The organism is Maribacter sp. 1_MG-2023 (assembly GCF_030547005.1).
Lineage (GTDB): Bacteria > Bacteroidota > Bacteroidia > Flavobacteriales > Flavobacteriaceae > Maribacter.
On the sequence record NZ_JAUOPN010000005.1, the window covers coordinates 118,903 to 144,038 of the forward strand.

Annotated in this window: 18 protein-coding genes; 5 read left to right on the forward strand and 13 right to left on the reverse strand. The window is 32.9% G+C overall.

The window, feature by feature from the left end; genetic code table 11:
• Positions 1-681, reverse strand: coding sequence for a head GIN domain-containing protein (locus Q4500_RS07725; RefSeq protein ID WP_303599114.1), 681 nt, complete (start codon positions 679-681; stop codon positions 1-3).
• An 87-nt stretch (positions 682-768) separates the two neighbouring features.
• Complete coding sequence (gene rnr / locus Q4500_RS07730; RefSeq protein ID WP_303599115.1) at positions 769-2,961, reverse strand: ribonuclease R; 2,193 nt, start codon at positions 2,959-2,961, stop codon at positions 769-771.
• 648 nt (positions 2,962-3,609) lie between these two features.
• Here rnr and Q4500_RS07735 point away from each other — a divergent pair.
• Positions 3,610-4,041, forward strand: a complete 432-nt coding sequence (locus Q4500_RS07735; RefSeq protein ID WP_303599116.1) for an RpiB/LacA/LacB family sugar-phosphate isomerase — start codon at positions 3,610-3,612, stop codon at positions 4,039-4,041.
• 109 nt (positions 4,042-4,150) lie between these two features.
• Positions 4,151-4,594 carry a GNAT family N-acetyltransferase gene (locus Q4500_RS07740; RefSeq protein WP_303599117.1) on the forward strand — a complete coding sequence of 148 codons (444 nt, stop codon included), beginning with the start codon at positions 4,151-4,153 and terminating at the stop codon, positions 4,592-4,594.
• 47 nt (positions 4,595-4,641) lie between these two features.
• Here Q4500_RS07740 and Q4500_RS07745 read toward each other — a convergent pair whose 3' ends face one another.
• Entirely contained in the window at positions 4,642-5,016 is a 375-nt protein-coding gene (locus tag Q4500_RS07745; protein WP_073241380.1) for a hypothetical protein, read from the reverse strand.
• A 139-nt stretch (positions 5,017-5,155) separates the two neighbouring features.
• On the reverse strand, positions 5,156-6,385 hold the full coding sequence (gene dcm, locus Q4500_RS07750; RefSeq protein WP_303599118.1) for a DNA (cytosine-5-)-methyltransferase: 1,230 nt from the start codon (positions 6,383-6,385) through the stop codon (positions 5,156-5,158).
• A gap of 56 nt (positions 6,386-6,441) precedes the next feature.
• On the opposite strand from dcm, the gene Q4500_RS07755 reads away from it, so the two are divergent.
• A complete protein-coding gene (locus Q4500_RS07755; protein ID WP_303599119.1) occupies positions 6,442-7,635 on the forward strand; it encodes an SH3 domain-containing C40 family peptidase in 1,194 nt (397 codons plus the stop codon).
• 99 nt (positions 7,636-7,734) lie between these two features.
• Complete coding sequence (locus tag Q4500_RS07760; RefSeq protein ID WP_303599120.1) at positions 7,735-8,364, forward strand: hypothetical protein; 630 nt, start codon at positions 7,735-7,737, stop codon at positions 8,362-8,364.
• Between the two features lie 23 nt (positions 8,365-8,387).
• Here Q4500_RS07760 and Q4500_RS07765 read toward each other — a convergent pair whose 3' ends face one another.
• Positions 8,388-9,893: a S10 family peptidase gene (locus Q4500_RS07765; protein WP_303599121.1), complete on the reverse strand. Its 1,506-nt coding sequence runs from the start codon at positions 9,891-9,893 to the stop codon at positions 8,388-8,390.
• A gap of 195 nt (positions 9,894-10,088) precedes the next feature.
• Between Q4500_RS07765 and Q4500_RS07770 the strand changes: the two genes are divergently transcribed.
• Complete coding sequence (locus Q4500_RS07770; protein WP_303599122.1) at positions 10,089-10,964, forward strand: DUF1080 domain-containing protein; 876 nt, start codon at positions 10,089-10,091, stop codon at positions 10,962-10,964.
• 30 nt (positions 10,965-10,994) lie between these two features.
• Here Q4500_RS07770 and Q4500_RS07775 read toward each other — a convergent pair whose 3' ends face one another.
• The 8 genes from Q4500_RS07775 to Q4500_RS07810 all read right to left on the reverse strand — a co-directional run bounded on the left by Q4500_RS07775 (position 10,995) and on the right by Q4500_RS07810 (position 25,134).
• Complete coding sequence (locus tag Q4500_RS07775; protein ID WP_303599123.1) at positions 10,995-12,623, reverse strand: S41 family peptidase; 1,629 nt, start codon at positions 12,621-12,623, stop codon at positions 10,995-10,997.
• Positions 12,604-12,987 carry a ribonuclease P protein component gene (gene rnpA / locus Q4500_RS07780; protein ID WP_303599124.1) on the reverse strand — a complete coding sequence of 128 codons (384 nt, stop codon included), beginning with the start codon at positions 12,985-12,987 and terminating at the stop codon, positions 12,604-12,606. The genes Q4500_RS07775 and rnpA overlap by 20 nt, the downstream gene beginning before the upstream one ends.
• 72 nt (positions 12,988-13,059) lie before the next feature.
• Entirely contained in the window at positions 13,060-14,913 is a 1,854-nt protein-coding gene (locus tag Q4500_RS07785; RefSeq protein WP_303599125.1) for a M1 family metallopeptidase, read from the reverse strand.
• A gap of 18 nt (positions 14,914-14,931) precedes the next feature.
• Complete coding sequence (locus Q4500_RS07790; protein ID WP_303599126.1) at positions 14,932-16,581, reverse strand: S8 family peptidase; 1,650 nt, start codon at positions 16,579-16,581, stop codon at positions 14,932-14,934.
• Positions 16,582-16,632: 51 nt separating this feature from the next.
• Entirely contained in the window at positions 16,633-17,493 is an 861-nt protein-coding gene (locus Q4500_RS07795; RefSeq protein WP_303599127.1) for an MBL fold metallo-hydrolase, read from the reverse strand.
• Between the two features lie 161 nt (positions 17,494-17,654).
• Entirely contained in the window at positions 17,655-18,074 is a 420-nt protein-coding gene (locus Q4500_RS07800) for a response regulator (RefSeq protein WP_299318223.1), read from the reverse strand.
• Positions 18,058-22,623, reverse strand: a complete 4,566-nt coding sequence (locus Q4500_RS07805) for a PAS domain S-box protein (RefSeq protein WP_303599128.1) — start codon at positions 22,621-22,623, stop codon at positions 18,058-18,060. Before Q4500_RS07805 ends, Q4500_RS07800 begins: the two co-directional genes overlap by 17 nt.
• Before the next feature lie 288 nt (positions 22,624-22,911).
• Complete coding sequence (locus tag Q4500_RS07810; protein WP_303599129.1) at positions 22,912-25,134, reverse strand: SulP family inorganic anion transporter; 2,223 nt, start codon at positions 25,132-25,134, stop codon at positions 22,912-22,914.
• Between the last annotated feature and the right edge of the window lie 2 nt (positions 25,135-25,136).

Here is a 25,136-nt window from a genome sequence, read left to right on the forward strand (position 1 = left end):
CTATTGCATTCTTTTAATGGTACCGCCAAATACCGTTTTCTCTTCAAGTTTCTTAGGGTTTCCAAATACCAGAACTTCCCCACCAGCTTTAACCGTGGCCTTTACATAATCTCTTGCATTAATTTCAGCTCGTGAACCTGCATTTACATTTATCGTAGAAAAATTAGTAACAAAGCCTTTACCTTCATAGACACCACCAGTATTAATTTGAACATCTTGCAGATTTGAAGAACCTGCTGTTCTTATAACTCCACCAGAAACCGACTTTATTAACATCTGTTCTACCTCTGCACTTACAATTAATTCTCCACCTTCTTGAGCTTTTAGTTCCAGGATATCTTGTTTAATAACATCTTCTGTAACAATTCTAGCATCTTCATTCACATCAATAACTAATATATCTGCAGAATAATATAAATCTATAAAAGTTTTATAACCGCTAAATATCTTACCAATTTGCATCCGTATTTTCAAAATACCTTCGTTATTAACAATAGCTACTTTACTAGTATTTTCACCTGTTATGATAACCTTGTTTTCTGTAGATTTAATAAGATTAATAGATAAACCATCAAAACCTTTCAACTCTTTAAAAGGTTCTAAGTTTTGGGTAACCTCATTATCTTGGCCAGTAACCAAAAGACATCCGAAGAGAAACATCAAAATTAAAATTTGTTTCATTCTTTTCTGTGTAATTTTTCAAAGAATACACTTTAAAATTAAAATGTATTCTTAATTCAGGCTTCTTATACCAAAATCTATTCCAAATTATTTATTGTTATCCGGAATTAATGCAAAATCTAAATGCCTCTTAACTAAATCGGTGCTTTTTACCATAACAGTAATCTCATCACCTAAAGTATACGTCTTTTTGGTACGTTCACCAACAATAGCATATTGCTTTTCATCAAAGATATAATAATCTCCTTTGATGTCTCTTATACGAATCATGCCTTCACATTTATTATCAATGATTTCAACATAAATTCCCCATTCGGTAACACCACTAATAACTCCGCGGAATTCTTCATCTTTATGATCCTGCATGAATTTAATCTGCATGTACTTAATGGAATCACGTTCAGCACTTGATGCTAAATATTCCATGTCTGAAGAATGCTTACATTTCTTCTCAAATTCTTCAGCATTTGCAGAACTACCACCATCTAAATAATGCTGTAATAATCTATGCACCATTACATCTGGGTATCTTCTAATCGGAGAAGTAAAATGGGTATAGTAATCAAAAGCTAATCCATAATGCCCAATATTATCAATAGTATAAATCGCTTTGCTCATACTACGTATCGTAAGCGTATCTACCATATTCTGTTCTTTTTTACCTTTTACATCTTGTAGTAATTGGTTTAAAGAAGAACTTATGGATTTCTTATCCTTAAAATCTAATTTATGTCCGAATTTAGAAACGATACCATTCAAAGCCATTAACTTATCTGGGTCTGGATCATCGTGTATTCTATAAACGAATGTCTTTTTAGGTTTTTGCTTACCAATAAATTCTGCCACTTTTCTATTTGCCAATAACATAAACTCTTCGATAAGTTTATTGGCATCTTTAGATTCTTTAAAGTAAACACCGATCGGTTCGCTATTCTCATCAAGATTAAAACGAACTTCAACTTTATCAAAAGAAAGCGCACCTTGATCCATACGCTTAGCGCGCATAATTTTAGCAAGCCTATCCATCTCTAATGTAGCCTCTACAACATCCTTAGAAACGCTATATGCAGCTTCTCTTATCGATATATCTTCAGGTATATTGCCGTTACGGTTCTCAATGATATATTGAGCCTCTTCGTATGCAAAACGTTCGTTAGAATCGATTACAGTTCGTCCAAACCACTGATTTCTTATAATCGCATTGCTATCTAGTTCAAAAATTGCAGAAAAAGTATATTTTTCTTCATTAGGTCTTAATGAACAAGCATTGTTAGAAAGTACTTCTGGTAACATAGGTACCACACGATCTACTAAATAGACAGAAGTTGCTCTTTCATAAGCTTCATCATCTAAAATGGTATCTTTTTGTAGGTAATGAGAAACATCGGCAATATGTATACCTATCTCATAATTACCATTTTCCAATTTTTGAAACGATAATGCATCATCAAAATCTTTAGCATCTTTTGGATCAATAGTAAACGTAAGAACATCACGTATATCTCTACGTTTTTTAATTTCTTCTTCTTTAATACTGGTATCTAGACCATCTGCAAAATTTTGAACATCTGCAGGAAAAGAATATGGTAAACCATACTCTGCTAAAATGGAATGAATTTCAGTATCATGTTCACCAGGTATACCTAAAACTTCAGTTACTTTACCAAAAGGAGAATCAACATCATCGGGCCAATCGGTTATTTCTACTAAAACCTTTTCACCATCATTTGCTCCATTTAATTTATCTTTTGAAACAAAAATATCAGTATACATTCTAAAATCTGTAGGTCTTACGAATGCAAATGTCTTCTGCATATCTACAATACCAACAAAAGTTGTTTTATATCTTTCAAGTACTTTAACTATTTCACCTTCAAGCTTCTTACTCTTCTTTCTAGGATAAATATATACTTCTACTTTATCTTTATGAAAAGCTTTATTTAATTTATTGGCAGGAATAAAGATATCATCGTCCATACCATCAACAACAATATAGGCATTACCCTTACCGGTAACATCTACAGTACCTTCGTGATAAGACTTTGTATCTTCTAAAACTTTGTACTGACCTCTATCTACTTCTTGAATTCTTTTTTTCTCTTTAAGCTCCGTTAACCTTTTAATAAGGGTATTTCTATCTTGAGCATCTGTAATATCAATTTTAGCAGCAATCTGCTTATAGTTGAAACTTTTATTTGGCTCCTTTTCAAGAACGGTAAAAATTCCTCTTGTAATTTCGTTCTTTCTATGGTTCTTCGCCTTCTTATTCTTCTTCGACATTTAAACTTTTAATTTATTGGAAAATTACGAATTATAATCCACTACCTGTTATTGTACTTCTTATTGAAAAGTTAAGTAAACGAGTTGTTATTAACATATATATCATATTAGACATTTTTTCTTTTAAATTAAATTAAATATTAATGGTTATTATAGCTTGTTAATATCTAGAATAACTTATTTCAATATTACTTGTCTTTATGAGATACTAATACTTGTTGACAACCTATTATATTAATCTACAATTGAAAATCAGTATTTTGAGAAGTTATTAAACGTGGTTTATAAGTGCTATTAACATGAATTTATTAATAACTAAATGTAATTTTAATGTTAACTAGGGTTGTTAATTTGATGAAAATCCTCTAATAGTTTCTAATATTTAAATTCGTCTTCAGAAGATTAAAAGTGTAAGCAGATGTTAACTTTAATAACCAAATTTTTAAACAACTTTTTCTAAACAATTTATGCATTAAGTAATCTTGCTTATAACATACTAATTAACAATTTTAATTTCTGATTTAACAACAATTGTTGTGAACCACTCGTTTTTTGTTGTGAATGCCTGATTATTGTACCTTTAGCATGGTTTTGTTTCAACCCCACTGGATATAAACCTTGAACTAATAACCTTTAAATACAAAGTATATGAAAATAGCTATTGGTAATGACCATGCTGGTACAGAATACAAGTTAGCTATTATAGGTTTACTTAAATCTATACACGTTGAAGTTATTAACTATGGTACAGATGGTACTGATAGTGTTGATTATCCTGATTTTGCACACCCTGTGGCATTAGATGTTGAAAATGGTACTGCCGATTATGGAATTATAATCTGTGGTAGTGGTAATGGGGCTTGTATGACCGCTAATAAGCAACAAAATGTAAGAGCTGCCTTATGTTGGACAAAAGAGATAACTAAACTAGCTAGAGAACATAACGATGCCAATATATTAAGTTTACCGGCAAGGTATATTTCTTTACCTCAAGCACTTGAAATGGTTTCTACGTTTTTAAACACTTCTTTTGATGGAGGTAGACATGAACGCAGAATTGAAAAGATTCCACTTCAATAGATAGTTATTATAACTATGTTGATAACCCAAAATAGTTATTACAACTACTTAATAATCAAACATTTATTAAGTTATAGATATGAACATATCTAGTTAATTAAGCAAACTCATGTTAGATATTAAAGTAATTGGTTTTAAAGAATTCGATATTGAAGAACTGTACAATGTACTACATTTACGAAGTGATATTTTTGTCGTAGAACAAGATTGTGTTTATTTAGATCTAGATGGTAAAGATGGTAAAGCTTTTCATGTCATCGGATTTAAAGACAACACAGTGGTAGCGTATACAAGAATTTTTAAACCAGGTGACTATTTTGATCAAGCGAGTATTGGCAGAGTAGCAGTACATAAAGATTTTAGAAAATTTGGTTATGGTAAAGTAATTATGGAAGCTTCTATTAAAGCAGTTAATGAACGTTTTAGTGAAAATGAAATAAAAATTTCAGCTCAAAAATACCTTACCAAATTTTATACTGATTTAGGATTTAATGCCACCGGAAAAGAATATTTAGAAGACGGTATACCGCATATAGAAATGATAAAAAAATAAAAAAGTCCGCAATTAGCGGACTTTTTTAATACGTTATTTTAAAATATTTAAATTTTGATAGGCGTTTTATTACTTAAGTTAATATCCTCAAGCATATTATCTGTAAACTTATAATGACCTTTAGTAGTTATTATTCTAAATCTGTTCGAGTTCATTCTACTTAAAGTATCTAAAAACAACCATTTCGATTTCAATAATCTGGTTTTTGGTGATTTTAAACTTATATCAAAATAATATTTTCTTCCATTTTTAATAGCTACTATGTCTGGCGTAATATTGTCTTCCATACCTTTTCTCGAATATGATTTCGGAGTTTCGTAACCCTCCATATCAGCCTTAATATTCTCGAAACCGGTAGCTTCTAAATGTTGAATTGACTTTTCTAAAAATTCTACGTTTTCTGACTTTTCTACTTTTACCATACCTAATAAGATAATAAAATAAAGGACAATTCCTAATTTTAAACGTTGATTAACAATATGTTGTGGTTAAAAAAAGATTTTAATTAGATATAATTTTTAGTTAGAAAAGTACCCTTTACTTTAAAAAAAAAAAGAATAATTACGTTGATTTAATTTTATCTGAAAGAACTTCTCCTATTTTTTTCACTACCCCAACGACCAAAGCATTACCCATAAAAAATGCTCTTTTAGTATTTGAAATACCTTCAAGTAGTGTATGATTATCGGGGAACATATTCAAGCGTTCCAATTCTACAGGAGTTAATCTACGTAACCCTTCTTTAGTGTTGATAACATGTTTAAAGCGCGATGCACTTTTACCACCTTCACCTGTTATGATTGTTCTTGACGCATTGTCTAACGCATCAGGAAAAATCATACTACCCTCATTATAATGGTATGCAAAACCAGATTTAGAAGTCCGGGTTTCTTTCTTTGCACCTTTTAAATAATACCATTTATCATGTTCTTCTTCAGGAATATAAAATTCTTCGGGTATTTTTTCTTGTTGTAAAACATCAGCTAAGACCGTTCTTTTGCCAATATAACTAGCCGTGGTTTTAGTGGTGTATACTTTTCCTTTAATGAAGACTCCGGTATTTTGAAAGGGAGATAATTTTTCACCCAAATTAAAACTTTCAGATAGCGATACTAGGTCATCGGTGATATCGAACGAAATCATTTTTGAAGAAGTGCTTGATATTGGAAAAGCTGTTGCTATAGTTCCCTTTTCAAAAATCCATTCTTCGGCCGTAGCTTTTTTAAATTGTTTGTAAAGCGGCGTAGACTTATGGTATCCTAAGAAAAAAATACGTCTTCTTCTTTGTGGCATTCCGTAATCTGCAGCATTAATGACTCTCCATTCTACGGCATAGCCTAAGTTATCCAAACTTTTAAGCATAATGGCAAAATCTCTACCTCTTTGATTTGATGGAGATTTTAATAATCGATCTACATTTTCAAGAAATAAGTATTTAGGCGGATTTTTCTTTTCCGATAAAATTCTATGAATGCTCCACCATAAAACCCCTTTTTTACCTATAAGACCTTTAGAGTTATTTAAAGTAGCGGCAACAGAATAGTCTTGGCAAGGAAAACCACCCACTAAAATATCGGCATCGGGTATGTCTTTAGTGGGTACTTCAGAAATATCTTCATTTCTGTGATTCTCATGACCGAATCTAGCTTCATAAACTGTAGAGGCATGCTGTGCTTTCGTACTAGGCTCAAATTGGTTACTCCAAACTACTTCGTAGTTCTCGGTATCCTCTAATCCTAAGCGAAATCCGCCAACGCCAGCAAAAAGTTCTATGACCTTTAGTTTCTTCATTTGCGATAAAATTACATAATTTCACAAGGCTAATACTATTAGAAATTATTTTACAGATGAAGAGAATAATCTTAAAGAGGTCTTTTGTATTGATTTTGATTGCTTTAAATACAGCATGCAGTGTACATATTGACGAAAAGAAATTATTGGTCAAAGAAATTGAAATCATAAAAAGCACTTTTGCACCCGATAAGCGTACTGCACTTTTCAATTTAGAAGTATTAGATGGTCCGTCGGGTTTTACTTTGGCTGGTGAAACTAATTTACCGCTAGCTGTAGATTCTTTAAATAGTCTTTTAAAAGAAAAAGGCATTAAAGCAACTAACGATATAAAAATTTTACCCGCAGAAGAATTAGAGGGGATGACCAAAGCCGTTATTAATATTTCAGCGGCAAACCTTAGAAGCAACCCTAAACATTCGGCAGAATTAGCAACACAAGCAACTTTGGGTACTGTTATTAACGTACTAAAAAAAGAAGGAGATTGGTACTTAATACAGACACCAGACATGTATTTAGCTTGGGTAGATAATGGAGGAATACAATTAATGAATGCTAATGATATTAAAGGGTGGAATACTGCAGATAAAATTATTTACACCAATACGTATGGTCATGCATATAATTTTGAAGAGGGTAAGAATAGAATATCAGATATTGTTGCAGGAAGCTTATTAAAACTATTAAGTAGTGATGATGAATTTTATAAAATTGAATTTCCAGATGGTAGACAGGGGTACATTTCTAAAGACGAATCGGAAGACTACGATACTTGGTTATCAAATTTAAGTTATAACGCAGATTCACTTATTGCTACTTCAAAAACCTTAATGGGTGTACCGTATTTATGGGGTGGTACTTCTACAAAAGGTGTTGATTGTAGCGGTTACACAAAGACTATTTATTATTTAAATGGGATGGTAATTCCGCGCGATGCATCTCAGCAAGTGCATGCTGGTAAGCCTATAGATTCTATTGCAGATTTCAGTAAATTGCAGAAAGGAGATTTATTGTTCTTCGGAAGAAAAGCTACAGAAACAATCCCAGAAAAAGTAGTTCATGTAGGTATGTGGATCGGTGATAACCAATTTATACATTCATCTGAAATGGTACGTATAAGTAGTGTTGATGAAGATTCGCCAAATTATGATGCATTTAATGTAGGTAGATATTTAAGAACCCAGCGCTTGTTAAATGAAGAAGACCCATTGCTTCAGAATTTAAACCTTACAAAACCGATTAAAGATTAAACCCTTGATTTTAAAAATAGCGTTTCATCGATTTTAAGATAAATAATATAACATAGTAATAATGAGCTCGTTTTAATATAGAACGATCATTTACGTACTATGAAAAAAACAATTCTTCTAGTTTTAATCTGCTGTTTTGTAGGATCATCTTTTGCCATCGCTCAAAACGATGCCGCTACGATATATTTTAAGGACGGAACTAAACTTCAAGGTTTAGCTAAACTTATAAATGGAGACCAGGTAAAATTTAAAAAGTTTAAAGGAGATAAGGCACAAAAATATCATTTTGATAATCTTGAACAGGTAGTTATCAATGATAGAGAAGAGGCTTCTACCTACATTTATTTAGAAACTCGAGAAGGCTATTTCAATGTAGTAAGAGAATTAGAAATAGGTGCTGTAAATTTATATGTTCTTGAACAAACCGGATATTCTGCACCCATGTTTGTAGGTGGTGTAAACGGTCAAATGAATATGGCTCACGGTAATTACTACGATATTAAAAACCTTTATGTTAGCAAGGGTGTAAGTGGAGAAATTACACACTTGGGGTCTAATCAACTTTTTAGTAAGAATTTTAAAAATGCAGCTTCAGCTTATTTTTTAGATTGTCCGGTTTTAGTGGAGAAAATTATAAATAAAGAATACAAGAAAAGGCACATTAGAGACATTGTTAATTTTTACAATCTAAAATGTAATGAGCAGCATGTGCTTATTCTTAAAAAATAGTACAACCGTACTTTCTATTTTTATTAATCTGAAGTAATAAACTCACGTATATCTTTACTTAGTTTAATAAAATCTGGTTCATGTGTATACATCATATGTCCCGCTTCATAATACTTCATTTCAACACGCTCTTTTACGATTCCGTTTCTATCAAATGTATATTCAGCATCAAAAAACGGAGTAATTAAATCATAATATCCACTCGCTACCATTACTTTCATAGCTGTATTTCTACGCATGGTTTCACCTAAATCTGGAGCAGTATTTACAGGCATAGGTTCCCAATATTTTCCATCGGGTACTGTTCTCCATCTCCAATTAGATCCACCACCAGAAGTTATATATGGTCTATCCATTTTTACCTTTAATTCTGAAGCGAAATAATGATTTAAGCTAGCAGTATAGGCAGCACTTATTTGATAACTTGCCGCATCGCCCAAATGCGGATTCTCAGATACTTTATCTTCCTCATCACCCATAAAACGACCATCTAGTCTACCAATAGCAAACCCTTTGTCTTCTAATAGTTTTTTCTGAAAACGACCCATTAATATTCTCAAGTTAGATTGTAGAATATAGGTTTTATCCAATCCTGTGAAATAAGAAAGTTTTTCTGCTATTGTATTTTTTTCAGCCTCACTTAAAGAATTGCCTTTGTATAAAGAAGGTATATAGGTATTGTATGTAAAATCTCTACATTCTTGTGTAAAGTTTTCTAAAGACTTGCCCTGACCTGCTTTTTTATGATACCAAGCTGTGGCAGCCATGCTTGGTAAGTAGGTAATGAACGAAGTAATATTGTTCTTTATAGAAGTAGAACCGGCATAATCTAATGCTTGCGAAATTAGAATCATTCCGTTTAAAGCCATATTTTGACCAGAACCTTCTAAAGCTTTTCCTAATGCTGCGGCACGTGTAGTTCCATAACTTTCACCAGCTAAATATTTAGGTGAAAACCAACGTTCGTTTTCAGTCACCCATTTTCTAATAAATTGGGCAAATGAATTCACATCTTCTTTTAATCCGTAGAAATCTTTTCCTTCTCCTTTACCAACCAAACGACTATAACCAGTACCTACGGGATCAATAAAAACTAAATCGGTGACATCAAGTAAACCATGGTCGTTGTTTACTAAATTATAAGGTGCTGCGCCATCATCAGATTTGGCATCAGAATCTACTTTTACAATTTTTGGTCCGAAGAACCCCATGTGTAACCACATCGAAGCAGATCCTGGTCCGCCGTTAAAAACGAAAGTTACTGGTCTTTTGGTAACATTTCCCATATTGGTTTTGGTGTAAGCAACAGACCAAAAAGTGGCAATAGAATCTCCGTCTTTATTAGTTAAAAAAGTTTCTTTTGCCGTTGTGGTATAGTCTATAGCTGTACCTCCATAAACACCTTTGTGCTTGGTTATAAAAGATTTTGCTTCTGGTATGGGTTTCGTTTTAGTTTCCTTTTTTGGTTCTTGAGCTTGTGTTGATTGAAGAATTAAAAGACAACTAGCCAATATTAGTAGATTTCTCATTTTGAGTAAAAGTATTGATGGTGTTGTTAGTTTGTTCTATTAAAAGTAGGAATAATAAATGAACAGTTCTACTGGCATTGAATGGAATATGTCTGAATAATCGCATCACCTAAGATATCAGAACATTGAGTATATTTATATACGTATTTTTTGCATCAGTTCCCTTACTTGATAATTCAACTAAACACTATCAATATGAATAAACAACTACTTAAATCGCAAGTACTAGGTGCCTCTCTTTTATTGTTATTAGGATGCGGAGTTATTAATTCTCAAGAAACAAACGATGGTTGGGAAACTATGTTCAATGGTAATGATTTAGATGGATGGACAACTAAAGTACACCATTACGAAGTGGGCGATAACTATGCGGATACCTTTAGGGCGGAAGATAATATGGTAAAGGTGAGGTATGATAAATATGAAGGAGAATTTAATAATAGGTATGCTCATTTATATTATGACAAGCCTTTTTCAGATTTTCATTTAACGATGCAATATCGTTTTGTTGGTGAACTATATAGAGGTGCACCAGATTATACTATTTTAAACAGCGGTGTAATGTTTCATTCGCAAGACCCCAAAACAATGCTAAAAGAACAAGATTGGCCCATTAGTGTAGAAATACAATTTTTAGCGGGTGTAGAAGAAGGTGTAGAACGCCCAACAGGCAATATGTGCTCACCAGGTACCGATGTTGTTTATGAAGGTGAAATAGACCCTAGACATTGTATCAATTCAACATCCGATACGTATTACGGGGATCAGTGGGTAACAGCAGAGTTAGTAGTTTATCACGATTCATTGGTTAAGCATATCATTAACGGAAAAATAGTGTTAGAATACACAAAACCACAAATTGGTGGTGGTGTAGCCAAAGGTTATGACCCAAAAATGAAACAAGATGGTAAGCTTTTGAAAGAAGGTTTCATTGCTTTACAAAGCGAAGGGCAACCAATTGATTTCAAAAATATAAGAATTAGAATTTTAAAAGGTTGCACAGACCCAAAAGCAACGAACTACAAAAAGTATTACGAGGTTTCAGATACAAAAGCATGTACCTATAATTAGAATGGTAACTTAAAAATTAAGTAAAGAACATTATTTTAAGATAGCGCTGTATTTAGAATTATTGCTTAATAATTCGGTAGCTGCTAAAATAGCATCATCATTATTTAAGTAATATTGGTACAAACCATCTCTGTAGAAATAACGCTTTACAATTTCATCTTCAAGATTCTTTTGAATCTCGCTTTGGTATTTATCTAAAGCATTAATTTTACCTTTTTCTATGTTCGCTAACAAGGTTTTGTAGCTATCCTTAACATCTGAGCCTAAAAAGTCGTTTTCATCGCCTGAAAGCGCTTTTTTGATTGCTTCTTCTGCCTTGGTCTCGAATGAGAAACTACTTTGCTTTACATAGTTTTTAAAAGCGTTAAAATCAGCATCTGTAAATTTGAAATCGGCAACAGTATTATACTTATGTGCATAATGGTAGTTGGTAGCATAATCGAAAATGACGTTATTTTGTAACAATGCCATAGTAAGGTCATTTGTTTTAGAAGTGGCTACTTCTATATCTGGCAAAATACCGCCACCATCTTGTACCTTTCTACCGTTACGAGTAGTAAAATCATTGAAGGTAGTATTACGCACCGCTTTACCACTTTCATCTCTGTTCCAATAATCTAATGATTGTATACAACGACCAGAAGAGGTGTAATATCTAGAAATGGTCACTTTTAATTGTGTACCATAAGTTAATTTAAGGGGGCGTTGCACCAAGCCTTTTCCAAAACTTCTGGCACCCATAATTACTGCCCTGTCTAAATCTTGTAAGCTGCCAGAAACAATTTCACTTGCCGAAGCACTGCTTCCGTTCACTAAAACTACAAGAGGAATTTCTTCATCTACAGGTTGGTTATTGGTATGGTATTCTCGATTAAACTTTTTAACCTTTGATTTTGTAGTAACTACTAATTCTCCTTTTGGTACAAATAAGTTAGTCACGTTAATAGCTTCAGATAATAATCCACCAGGGTTTCCTCTTAAGTCTAAGATGATTTTTTCTGCACCCTTTCCTTTCAAATCTAATAAAGCAGATTTGGTCTGTTCTGTTGCTTTGGCGTTGAACTTTGCTAAAACAATGTACCCGGTTTTGTTATCTATCATTTTAAAGAAAGGTACCGCATCTACTTCAATACCTTCACGGGTAATAGCTGTAGTATTTAATTTACCTTGTCTCTTGTAAGTAACAACTATCGTAGATCCGTTAGCCCCTTTTAGAAGCTCACTGGCATTATCTTCAAAATCAGTTACTTTGATATCGCCTATCTGTATTATTTCATCACCGGCTTTCAATCCTGCTTTATCTGCTGGGTATCCCTGGTGTGGTTCAATAATTAGTAATTTATCATCAAAAGAACGCACCATAGCACCAATACCAGAATATTCGCCAGCATTGTTTATGCGATACGTTTCAACATCTTGTTCGTTTAAAAATTTGGTATACGGATCCAATTCGTTCAGCATATTTTTAATGGCGGTATCCATTAATTCTGCTGGGTTGGTTTCGTCCACATAGTTCATGTTCAATTCTTTGAACAAGGTGGTAAAGATTTCAATCTGTTTGGCTATTTCAAAAAAGTCGCTTTTATAACTACTTCCTACAAATAGAAAAGCGATGGCAATTATGGGTACAAGTACTTTTTTATTTATTATTTTTTTCATCAATCTGTAGCTTAAACTTGTTTAAAACGAGCTTCATTTTATGATCTAACTGCTCAAAGGTGGGTATATCCTTACCAAGGTATAAAAATAGAAACGCAAAGTTTGCATCTGTATTGTTAAAAACCAGTGCTTTATTAAGTCTATAAGACTCTCTAAGTAGCCGTTTAATCTTATTTCTATCGACCGCACTTTTAAAATTTCGTTTAGATACGGTAACCCCTGTTTTAATAGGCACTTCTTTTTGTTCTACGGATAGGTAAATTAATTTCAACGGATATACGGAAACACCTCTTCCCTCTTCGAACAATTGGGTGATGAGTATTTTACTTTTTAGTTTTTCCTTTTTTCCGAAGGATGTATCCATTACAAAAGAAGTATTAAAAAGAATTAGCCCCCAATGAGGGGGCGTAAATATCTTAAAGTTTAGAAGAAGAAACTACTCTGCTTGCCAAACATTATTCTCTAAATTGACATCTGCCATTAATTGCGAAGGATCAATAACAATTGCTTTTATTGAAGACATCGGTTTGTTAATAGTAAAATTATACGTTGGGTAAGCCCAAGCCCAGTCTTCAATAACAGTTCTTTCAATACCCTCATAAGGGTTTGCTTTTTCACCACGCATCATACGTAACGGCGCATAAAAGGTTTCTCTAGAATCATCATTATATACCACCAAAATATCTAAAGGCATTGGCATTAAACCAATACGCTCTAAAGTAACTTTAGTGTTGTTTTCTGATGCCGACACCTCTTTAATACCGTAGTCAATAGTATTAGTTGTCTGTGTCCAATCGGTTAAATACCAATCTAGTTCAAAACCAGATACTTTTTCTGCAACACGCTTAATATCGTTAGGTACCGGGTGTTTAAACTTGAACTCATCATAATATTGACGAATAGTTTCCATCAATTTATCTTGACCAATAACATAGCCCAATTGAGATAAAAATATAGAACCTTTACTATAAGCAGAAATACCGTAGGCAAAATTAAGAGCGTAACGATCTGCATATGTACCTTGTGGCTGTTCTTTACCAGAAAGGGCTAAATTTCTATACCCTTTGTATGTACCCTCAAAAGGATTCTCTTTTTCGTAGTCCATTATTTCGCTCATACAAAGTTTAGAAATAAAAGAGGTAAACCCTTCATCCATCCACTCATGTTTAGCTTCGTTTGTTGCTAATATATGTTGAAACCAAGAGTGCGCCATTTCATGTGCCATAACACCAACAAGGCTACCAAATTTACGGTTGCCTGTTATTAAAGTAGACATTGCATATTCCATACCACCATCACCACCTTGGATAACCGAATATTGGTCATATGGGTATTTACCAATGTTTTTGCTAAAAAACTGCATAGCCTCAATAGTTTTAGGTTGAAGGTTTTTCCAGTTCTCTAAAATTTCAGGATTGTCTTTGTAAAGAAAATGAAGCACAGGTCCGTCTGGTACTTGTTGAATATCATGAATGTATTCTGGATCTGCAGCCCACATAAAATCATGAACCATAGGCGCTTTAAAATGCCAGGTTAATGTCTTGCCTTTTTGTTTTTTGATTTTAGTACCAGGTGTTTCATAACCATGACCTATCTCATTAGGGTTTTGTAAATAACCTGTACCACCAACCGTATATTCTTTATCAATGGTCAATTTTACATCAAAATCTCCCCATACCCCTTGAAACTCACGAGCGATATATGGATCTGCATGCCAACCTTCAAAATCATACTCCGCTAGTTTTGGGTACCACTGGCTCATAGATAAGGCAACACCTTCTTCACTATTTCTACCAGAACGTCTAATTTGTAAAGGCACTTGACCTTTAAATTCCATGTTAAATGTAGACTTCGCACCAGCAGCTATTGGCTTAGCCAAATCAACAACCAATACAGTACCTTCTTCTGAAAAAGTAACCTTACTACCATCTTGTGTTAAAGAGGTAGCATGTAAGTAACCTATTTCACTATCGGTAAGCGATGCTATTCTACTTTTCTTATCTGGGGTGGTCATTCTATCGTCTGGATCTGCGATGTTCTGCAGACGAACATCCATTTCACTACCAGGTTGAAAAGCGTTGAAATACAAATGAAAATAAACACGTTTTAACTCATCGGGTGAGTTATTCGTGTATACCAAGGTTTGAGTACCTGTATATTGAAAATTGTCAACATTCATGTCTACCGCCATGGTATAATCAACATGTTGTTGCCAATAATCTGTCTTGTTTTGTGCCAGTAATCCTATTGAAAAAATAGCTGTTAGAAACGTAAAAAATGATTTAGTCATATGAGTTGTGTGTAAGTATTATAATTTAACCTGTTTTGCAGCTACTTTACTAGCTAAAACTAGTGCGTTGTATGCATTAGCAATTTTACCAGAAGTAGAAATTTCATCTAAAGAACCGCTTTTGCCCGTGTTTTTGCCCAACACTACTTTCGTTTTAATAGGTAAGCCAGATTGCAGAATTATTTTTTTCACTTGAGCAGCTGTTAAACTTGGGTATTGAGACATTACCAAAGCAGCAACACCTGCAACACCCGGTGCTGCCATAGAAGTACCCGGAGAATATTCGTATTCATTATTAGGGTATGAAGAATAGATATCTGTACCTGGCGCAAAAATATCAACATTTATCTTACCATAATTAGAGTAGCTAGCAACTAATTCAGAACCATATTTAGGATTCAAAGCACCAACTGTAATTACATTGTCAGCAATTTCTGGTCCGTTATTTATTTGATCATTAGGGAAGTTTGCGTTAATAGGGTTGTCTAAATCAGCACCATCGTTACCCGCTGCATGTACAAAAAGCACATTATTATCTGCAGCATATTTTATGGCATCATTAACCCAATTAGCATTTGGAGAAAAAGACTTACCGAAACTACCATTAATTACTCGTGCACCATTATCAACAGCGTAACGAATACCTCTTGCAATATCTTTATCGTATTCATCGCCATTAGGTACAGCTCTAATGCTCATAATTGCTACATTATTGGCAACACCGTTTACACCTTTACCATTATTACGTTCGGCAGCGATAATACCCGCTACGTGAGTACCGTGACTTTCATCATCAACTCTATTTTTAGGGTTTCCGTTACCGTAATCAACATCGGTTAAATCATAGGCATCATCACCAACAGATTCTCTACCGTTAAAATCTTTATTAAGATTGTAATTAAGTTGTTCAGTGTAATATTTAAGTCCGTTAGTTAAATCTTCAAGAACACCAGGTATAGTTTCATTAATACCGAACATTTGATTTAGTATTGCAACATTGCGCTGCATAGCTTCATCTGTTGCTTTGATAGTCGATAAATCTTGTTTAGTATAGGTGTCTTTTTTTAAATATTTCTTTACATCTGCATCTGCATTTTTTACAGCCTGGTATATTGATTCATACTGCTCTTTACCTTGTAAAGCCTCATTGTATTTAGCATCTAATTTAGTTTTAGCTTTTGATAAGGTAGCGGCGTCACCAATATTCAAACGAATCATACGAACGTATTCTAACTGCTCATTATAAGACTCGCCTAAGAAATTATAACCATGAATGTCATCTATGAATCCGTTACCATCATCATCAATACCGTTACCGGCTTTCTCTTTAGTATTTTTCCATAAAACATTAACAAGGTCTTCGTGGTTTAGGTCAATACCAGAATCAAGAACGGCAACAATTGTTTTTGTTCCTTTTCTATTTTTAATGATTTCGCTGTACGCTTTATCGACACTCATACCAGGTATAGTGTCGGTAACTAAATCTAAATGACCCCAGTTATTTTTTTCACTAGTAGTAAGGTCAGAAATTTTTAAAGGCGTAGAGTCTATGTTTTCAACGGGTGTAAGAACTAGTCCGCTTCCTCCAACTGATTTTGTGCTTCCACACCCGGTTAATACCGCAGCTATTGATAGTACGAAGATTGATTTTAAATATGTATTTGTCATACGAGGGTAACTTTTTGTAATTTATTTATAGTTAAATATGATTGTGTATAGTTAATTGAAGAGTTCATTGAACGTATAAACTTGATTTAAACGAATACCTTTTTCTGTGTGCTTTAATGTACATAATTGATTATGTGCATCATGTTCAAAAAACAGATAGTAATTGTTATCTGCAGCTTCGTTCAAGAATAACTTTTTTTCTAACATTGTCATTAGTGGTCTAGTATCATACCCCATAACATAAGGCAATGAAATATGACCCACTGTAGGTATAAGATCTGCCATGTAGGCAATGGTCTTACCTTGATATGAAAATTGCGGTAGCATTTGCTTTTCTGTATGCCCATCTACAAAACGAATATCAAAACCTAGAGGACTATTTTTTAAAAATTCACCGTCGGTATGATTAATAAAAGTCAGGTGACCACTTTCTTGCATTGGTATTAAGTTCTCTGTTAAGAAAGAAGCTTTTTCTCTTGGGTTGGGTTCTGTCGCCCATTTCCAATGTTTTTCATTGGTCCAAAATTTGGCGTTTTTAAAGGCGGGTTCATATCCGGTTCTATCTTTGTTCCACTGAATGGCACCACCAACATGATCAAAATGAAGATGGGTTAAAAAGACATCGGTGATATCATCTCTATGAAAACCATGTTTTTTTAAAGAAGAATCTATGGTAAAATCGCCCCATTGATAGTAATAGCCAAAAAATTGATCAGACTGTTTATTACCCATGCCTGTATCAACCAAAATTAACCTATCACCATCTTCAATTAAAAGACTTCTTGCTGCAATATCAATTAAATTATTGTTGTCTGCAGGATTTGTTCTTTGCCAAATTACCTTTGGAACTACGCCAAACATAGCACCACCGTCCAATTTAAAATTACCGGTTTCAACAGGATAAATTTTCATAAGGAGCAAAATAATAAAAGTGTATGAGATCCTAGAATTATTAAGAAAGTATTATCATTTAACCTTTAAAATATTAATACTTATTGAAGGTGTAGTGGTATTAAATGAAAATAAGTTGTTAAAGTATTAGCGCTTAAATGGTTGAACAAAAATGCAAAAAACTAATCTTCTCGCAATAAATCACCAATAATATGGTGCGCCAAAGGTTTGATCAAATGTTTGTTAACAACAGGATAGTCTTTTCCTTTTTCAGAATCTAAAGTATCTATCGAAGAACTTAATATATATATTTTACAGTGATTAGTAAGTGAGCCTGGTAACTTAACATATTCATCTAAAAACTCGAACCCGTTCATTCTTGGCATTTTAATATCCAAGAAAATAACATCGGGGTATGCTTCGGTATCGTCTACAATACTGTTTAAATGAGCTAGGGCTTCATGCCCAGAGGTCATGGTAGTAATTTGTGAAATATTGTCCTCTTTCGAAATAATGGCTTTATTTATGAAATTATCCACATCCGAATCGTCAATCAATAAAATATTTATATCCTTAGCCATATTATTATTTACCTGATTCATTTGGTATTTTTAAAGTAAACGTTGATCCTTCACCAATTTTCGATTTTACATCTATTGTTCCATTCAATTTAGACAGTACTTCTTTTACGATAAACAGCCCAATACCAGATCCCATTACTTTAGAAGATACCCTATAAAACATTTCAAATATCTTTTCTAGTTGGTCATTTTCGATACCAACACCATTATCTTTTATAATTAAAACCGCTTCTTTTTTGTTGGTTTTTACTTGGATCCAAATAACGGCATCATTATTAGAAACATCATGATATTTAATTGCGTTAGATATAAAATTATTCAATATAATTGAAATTCTCTTACTATCTGATACAAATTCTATCTTGTCGTTAACACTGACTTGTATGTTTATTTTATGGGTGTTTTCTAAATACCATAAACTCTCAAGAGAATGTTCGATTAAAGTACTAAAATTTATAGAATCTAACTTAATGGCTAGGTGTTTATTTCTAGAGTATTCGATAATATCTTTGATAAAGTCATCTAATCTTTCGATAGACTTTTTCATCATATTTAAATGTTGAAACAATTTGGGGTCAATATTTTCAATCTGTATTAGTTGAATCAGCCCTAATACAGAAGTCAAAGGAGCTCTTAATTCATGAGAAGCACTATAAACAAAACTGTCTAGTTCTGAATTTGTCTTTTGAAGTTCATGAAATTGGGTCTCTAGATTACCCTCTGCTTCTTTTCTTTTTGAGTCATCAAAAATATTTATCAAATAACTAATTTGACCTTTCAAGCGTAAAGGAACAATAGACATTATAAGAGTTTTTTTCACCCCACTTTTAAGTTCAACTTTATACTCTTCATTTATAATTTCACCTTCATCAATAAATTTTTTCCACAGCCTTTCTCTTTCTTTTAAATCAATGAAAACCTCTTTAGATTCTAAAATTGTTTTACCAATTAATTTTTTACTTGTTGTTTCTAAAATGCTGTATGCGGTTTCATTAGCATCGATTACCTGTCTTTGTTCATCTAATATAAGCATACCCATAAGGTTTGTTTGAAAGGCTTTAGAGAATTTCTCTTGGCTTTCTTTTAATGCCTCTTCTGCTAATACGTTTTTGGTAATATCCATCGAAGTACCACGATATATAATAGGTTCGTCATTATCATTATATTCTACTTCAGAATAAGCTAAAAAGTATTTAAACGAGCTATCTTTTAGCTGAATTCTATAGTAATTTGGATTTGTATTGTCTTCATTTTTATTTTTTGAAAGTTTAGAATCTACAAGACCAAGATCTTCTTTATAAATAATCTCTCTTAATAAAGTTGGGGTTATTATAGTGCTTGGATCAACTTCATGAATGGCATACATTTCTTTAGACCATTCTACGACATCACCTGTCATGTCCCAATACCAATATCCGAATTTACCAATTCGTATCGCAGCATCCATTTTCGACTGTAGCGAGAGTATTTCGTTATCAGCTTCTTTTTGCTTTGTTATATCAATTATAGTGCCCCTAAATTTAATAGGTTCGCCGTTGTCATTACGTTCTGTTTCAATTTCTCCTAGTAAGTATTTTATACAATTATCATTAAGAATTATTCGGTAAGAAAAAGAGTTGTTGTCAAATTCTATTGCTAAATTTTCAAGAAGATTTCTATGGGCTTCAATATCATCTGGGTGAATTATTGTTTCGAGAAACTCTAAGTTTATTTCAGTACCCGGTTCAATACTATAAATCTCGTACATTCTGGGTGACCAATTGAGAACTTTCGTATTAAAATCAAAATCCCAATAACCAATTTTACCAATTCTCATGGCGGCATCCATTCTATTCTTAAGTTCGATAATTTCAGAATCTGCCTTTTTTTGTTCTGTTATATCTATTACGGTACCTCTAAACTCTACCGCAATATTATTAGAGTCTCGCACAACTTCTACCTCTACCATTAAATATTTAATAGAGTTGTCTCTAACAATTATTCTGTAAGAAAAAGTATGTGAATTTTTATGAAGTATTAGTTCTTTTATATGATATCTGTGTAATTCAACATCTTCTGGGTGAATTATATTTTCTAGAAATGGTATAGATAGAATTGAATTTGAATCAAGATCAAATATTGAATACATTAACGGGGAACAATTGAAGAGTTTTGTTTCCGGATTAAAATCCCAATATCCAATTTTACCAATTCGAATAGCTGCATCCATTTTGTTTTTAAGAGTCAAAATCTCTTGTTGTATTTTTTTACTTTCTGTTAAATCAAAACCAATAGCACCTATCGCAATTGGTTGGTTAGTTGTTTTGTCCTTGATTAAGAAGCCAGAAAATTCTAGAGGAATTGTTGTTTTGGTTTTAAAGTTTTTAAGAGGCACCTCTCCTGTCCAAAGACCTTTTTTCATTATGGTTGGCAAGTGGGTGTTTTCTATAACGTCTTTATAATCGTCTTGAAAATAATCAAATATTGTGGTGTCTTTAAAATTGACATTACTTGGTAAATTAACCATTTTTTTACCTGCATCATTCATAAACAAAGGCTCTCCCGCTAAAGTTGCTAAACCAATAAAACCAGGACTATTTTCTATTATAGAAATTAATTTTTGTTTTTCTTGGTCAGCTTTTTTACTACTGGTAATATCTCTAAAGTATATAGAAAGACCGTTTGCCGATGGATAAAGGTGATTTTCAATCCATAAATCAAATTTCTCGTGATATTGTTCAAAATAGGTATAAACTTGCTTTGCCATAACATTTTTGAAAATAGTTTGGGCTTCAGAATTTTTAAATTCAGGGAATTCATCCCAAACGTTTTTGCCAAGCGTTTCTTCAATGTTGATACCTATTAACTTAGCAGCTTTAGCATTAATATCAATAAAGCACCATTCATGATCAAAAGCGACAAATGCATCTGAAATACGTTCAGTAAGTTGTTTATATTTTTTCTGGCTTTTTAAAATTTCTTGGTTAGCTTTTTTTGTTTCGGTCTGGTCTATATAGGTGCTTAGACTTAGTTTTTTACCTAAATATTCAAAGGGTTCAATTGATGTAATTAAATGTAATTTTCTACCTTTTTTAGAAATGAATTCAACTTCAATTTTATCTACCCTATCGGAACATGTAAAAGCATTGAGAACAGGATTTGTTTTTAGCGTTCCATCAATATGAATTAAACCAAGTTCAGGAATGGTTTTACCCTTAATTTCTTCTAAGGAATAACCTATTAAATCTAAAAAAATAGAATTGGCATCTACAAAACGATTTTTATGGTCTTTAATAACCATGCCGACAAAACGATTGTTATATGCTTTGCTGAATTTCACCAAATTTTCTTCAGCTGCTAATTCAAGCTCCTTTCTTTCGGTAACATCTCTGATAATACCTAAAACGGTTGTTTCATTTAATTTTTTGGCACAAACCTCTCCGTAAAATAAAGTTTGGTCTTTTTTTACCAATCTTCTTTCTAAACGTACTGTTTTACCTTCTCTCATTTCAGAATAATGAGCAGGTAGTTGGTTAGACTCTTCAGGTGTTAAAAGTTCTTTTAGGTTTTTGTTTAATAATTCCTCTTTAGTATAGCCAAATATGTTAATACCATAAGGGTTGATCTCTAGAACATTACCATCAAAGTCACTTAAAATAATAATATCAGAAGCCTCTTCTATTAGTAACCGATACCTCTCTTGACTTGATTTTAATAATGCTGTTTTTTCATCAACTAGCTTATTTAATTTTGCCGGCTGTCTCATTAGAAACCAGGAGAGAATACCACATACTAAAGATAGTAATATGCCTAAAACAACAAATAATACGGTGGTTGAATTGGCATTGCTATTATTCAAATAAACATATAATTTCCACTCTCCTTGGCTAGTAGTAAGTGGTAAGGTTGTAGCACCTTCTTTAGAAATGTTTTTGGAAGAATAGAAGGTTTCTTCTGTTTTATCAGAATTAATTTTCACCAATTGATACGAAAAATGCTTGTTGTGAATAGCGTCTAATTGAATAGCATTTATAACTGTTGTTAAGCGTACTACTGCCGCCACAAAACCATTAAACTCTCCATCTTTATATAATGGTCTGCGACCAATTATACCCGAGCCCCCTTGTTGTAGATAAATGGGTCCGGCGGTGTAGTAGTCTTTTTTTTCAATTGTAGTTCTAGCACCAAATTTATTATCCGGATCATTTAAAATGTTCAGTCCTAAAACTTCATTTCCTTTTAGGGGGTATACATGTGTTATAACACCTTCTTTATTTACTAATTCTAATGCATCAATACTATTGTTACTATTTAATAGCAGTTGAGCTACACTATCAAAATCATCAGGTATGCCATAGTGTTCAACTATAAAAGCTAGGGTTTGCGTAGCATTAAAGCTTTGGCTCAATATATCTTGTAAGTCTATTTTTAATTTAGAAACACGTTGTTCAATTTCTTGTTGTTCTGTTTTTTGATGAAGCTGATGTTTTTGAAAGGCAATAAATTGAGTTATGATTAAGACAATTAAAAATGCAAAAAACCCGTAAAATAGCGGGTTTTTAAAGATAGACCGGGTGTTGGTATTAGACATTTTTATTAATATATATTATATAAAATCACTTAACACTTTAGCATTGATAATAACAGCTTAAACTATCAAGATATACTAAGTTAAAAAAGTCGCTCTTATAAAGAGGTTTTTTCTTCGTGTTTTGTAAGATTTATTTTAATGTAGTTATCACACTTATTGTCTATAAGCTAGGTGGTTATGTAGATAGAAATTAAACCTTTTAATAGCAGCGATTAAAACTGTTTAACTAATTAGTAAGAAATCAGCTTAAACAGGGTGATTGTGGCTATTCTATAAAACAAAAACGAATTAAACAGAGACACTTTTACAAAGAAGTTGATTAAGTTGCTTACCAAAGTAGAGCATAGCCTTAATCTCTTTAACACTTAGTAGACGTTCTTTTTTAAGAATAAGTATAGAATTACCATTGGTTTCTATGTGATAATAGGGGTTGCTTTCTAAGAAAAGAATAAGTTCGTTGGTAAATAGATTTTGAATATCTGTTGTATGCTCACCGCTTAAGAAAAAACGTTTGTTGAAATCTTGATGGTTTTCTAATGCTATATCTTTAAAACCGGCCATGCCGTAAACAAAATCTAAAAGCCCTTCTTTGTCTAAAGAAAAAACGGGTATTTTATGTTTTAGTTTTATATGTAGAATAGTTGTTTTAACCACTTCTTTAGCAATAAATTCCCCTTCGTTAAATTCTACATCAAACAAATGAAAGGTCTTGGTATTATCGTAAAGGCTATTGTAGTAATAAGGAACTCTTCTATTTTTAAAGAAAATAAACTTGTTTAAAAACTTAGTTTTATCAGACCTTTTTGGCTCATAAGACCATTGATATTCTTTTGCCATTGTTTTTAAAAGGCGCTGTCTTTTGGTAAAGTATTTTTCTATAGAACCTAGTTTATTGAGCGGTAACACTTTTCTAATAGCAAACGGATGTTTCGAGTCGGCACCATGCTTGTCTAAACCTATAATCTCAATACTTCCCTCTTTTTTTGTAAACGTATCTACATAATTTTCTAGCCCCTCCATAACGGTGTGATCTACAAAGCTACAGTGCGAAAAATCTAATATGACATTTTCATTTTCTGGGATGATATCTAGCTTATTCTTTAGTTTATAGAAATTAAGAAAAGTGGCAAAATACTTAACGCTGATATAATAATTACCGGCATCTTTCTCTTTAAACATTAAAATATTTGGCTTGGTCAAATGATTTATAAAAAGAGATAAACTTCTGTTTAGCATTACATGAATAATGAAAGTAACCAGTATACCCATCGCAATACCTGATATTAGGTTGGTAAACAATGTGGTCAAAAGAGTAGCTAAAAAGATTATAATCTGCTCTTTACCGATACGAGCAACTTTTTGCAGATTTTTCGGAGTCGCAAGTTTATAACCGGTAAACACCAATATCGCCGCCAATGCAGCTAAGGGAATTCGCCTTAATTGGTCTTGAAAAAGCAATACAAAAATGACCAAGAATAAGGCATGAAAAATATTTGCAGATCTATTGGTAGCACCATTATTAACATTGACCGAACTTCTAGCAATAACGGTTACAACATTTAACCCACCTACCAAACCACTAAGAGAAGTAGCTAGTCCAAGTGCCTTTAAATCTTTGTTTACATTTGATCTTCTTCGTTCTGGATCAAGTTTGTCAACCGCCTTAATACTTAAAAGCGATTCTATACTTGCTATAAGGGTAATTGCAAAAACGGTAGTTATAAAATCAATGTCTAGAGCTTTTGAAAAATCAGGAAAAGCCAAGTTCGACAATACACTGTCTGGTATATTAACCAAAAATTCTTCTTGTAAAGGATAAGGTAGTCCTAAAGAAACAAATATGTAACTAAACCCTACAGACAAAATTAGAATCCACATGGGTGCGGGAATAAGGTGTAAATATTTGTTTCTTATTTTAGAGTAATACGCCATAATCAAAAGCGCAATTACACCTATAATTGCAGCGATAAGTTCTTCTATATGATAGTTTTGATAAAGACCCATTATTCCTTCAGGGATCTGTGACAATAAATGAATTATGCTACCATGTTCGTTATTATGCCCGATCATGATATGAAATTGTTTGGCTAAAATACCCAAGCCAATAGCGGCCAACATACCTTCAATGGCAGATGCAGGAAAGAAGTCTGCAAGTCTTCCCATTTTAAGAAACCCAAGAAGCATCATTAGAACACCAGAGAAAACAATAGCTGCAAGTGTAAATAAATAACCGGCATACAAATCACCATCACCAAGGGTTGTAATGGCACCTAATAGAACTATGACCAAACCATTTCCCGGCCCTGCAATGGTAACATTCGAGCCGCCCAGAATCGCCACAACTATACCGCCTACGACTGCAGCTATAATACCCGAAATAGGGGGAGCCTCGCTAGCAAGAGCAAGTCCCAGCCCTAGAGGTAGGGCTATTAATGAAACAACGAAACCAGAAAATAAATTCTTCGGAAGCGTGGCTATAAAGTTTGAATTACTCTTCTTTTTAGCTGTCAAAT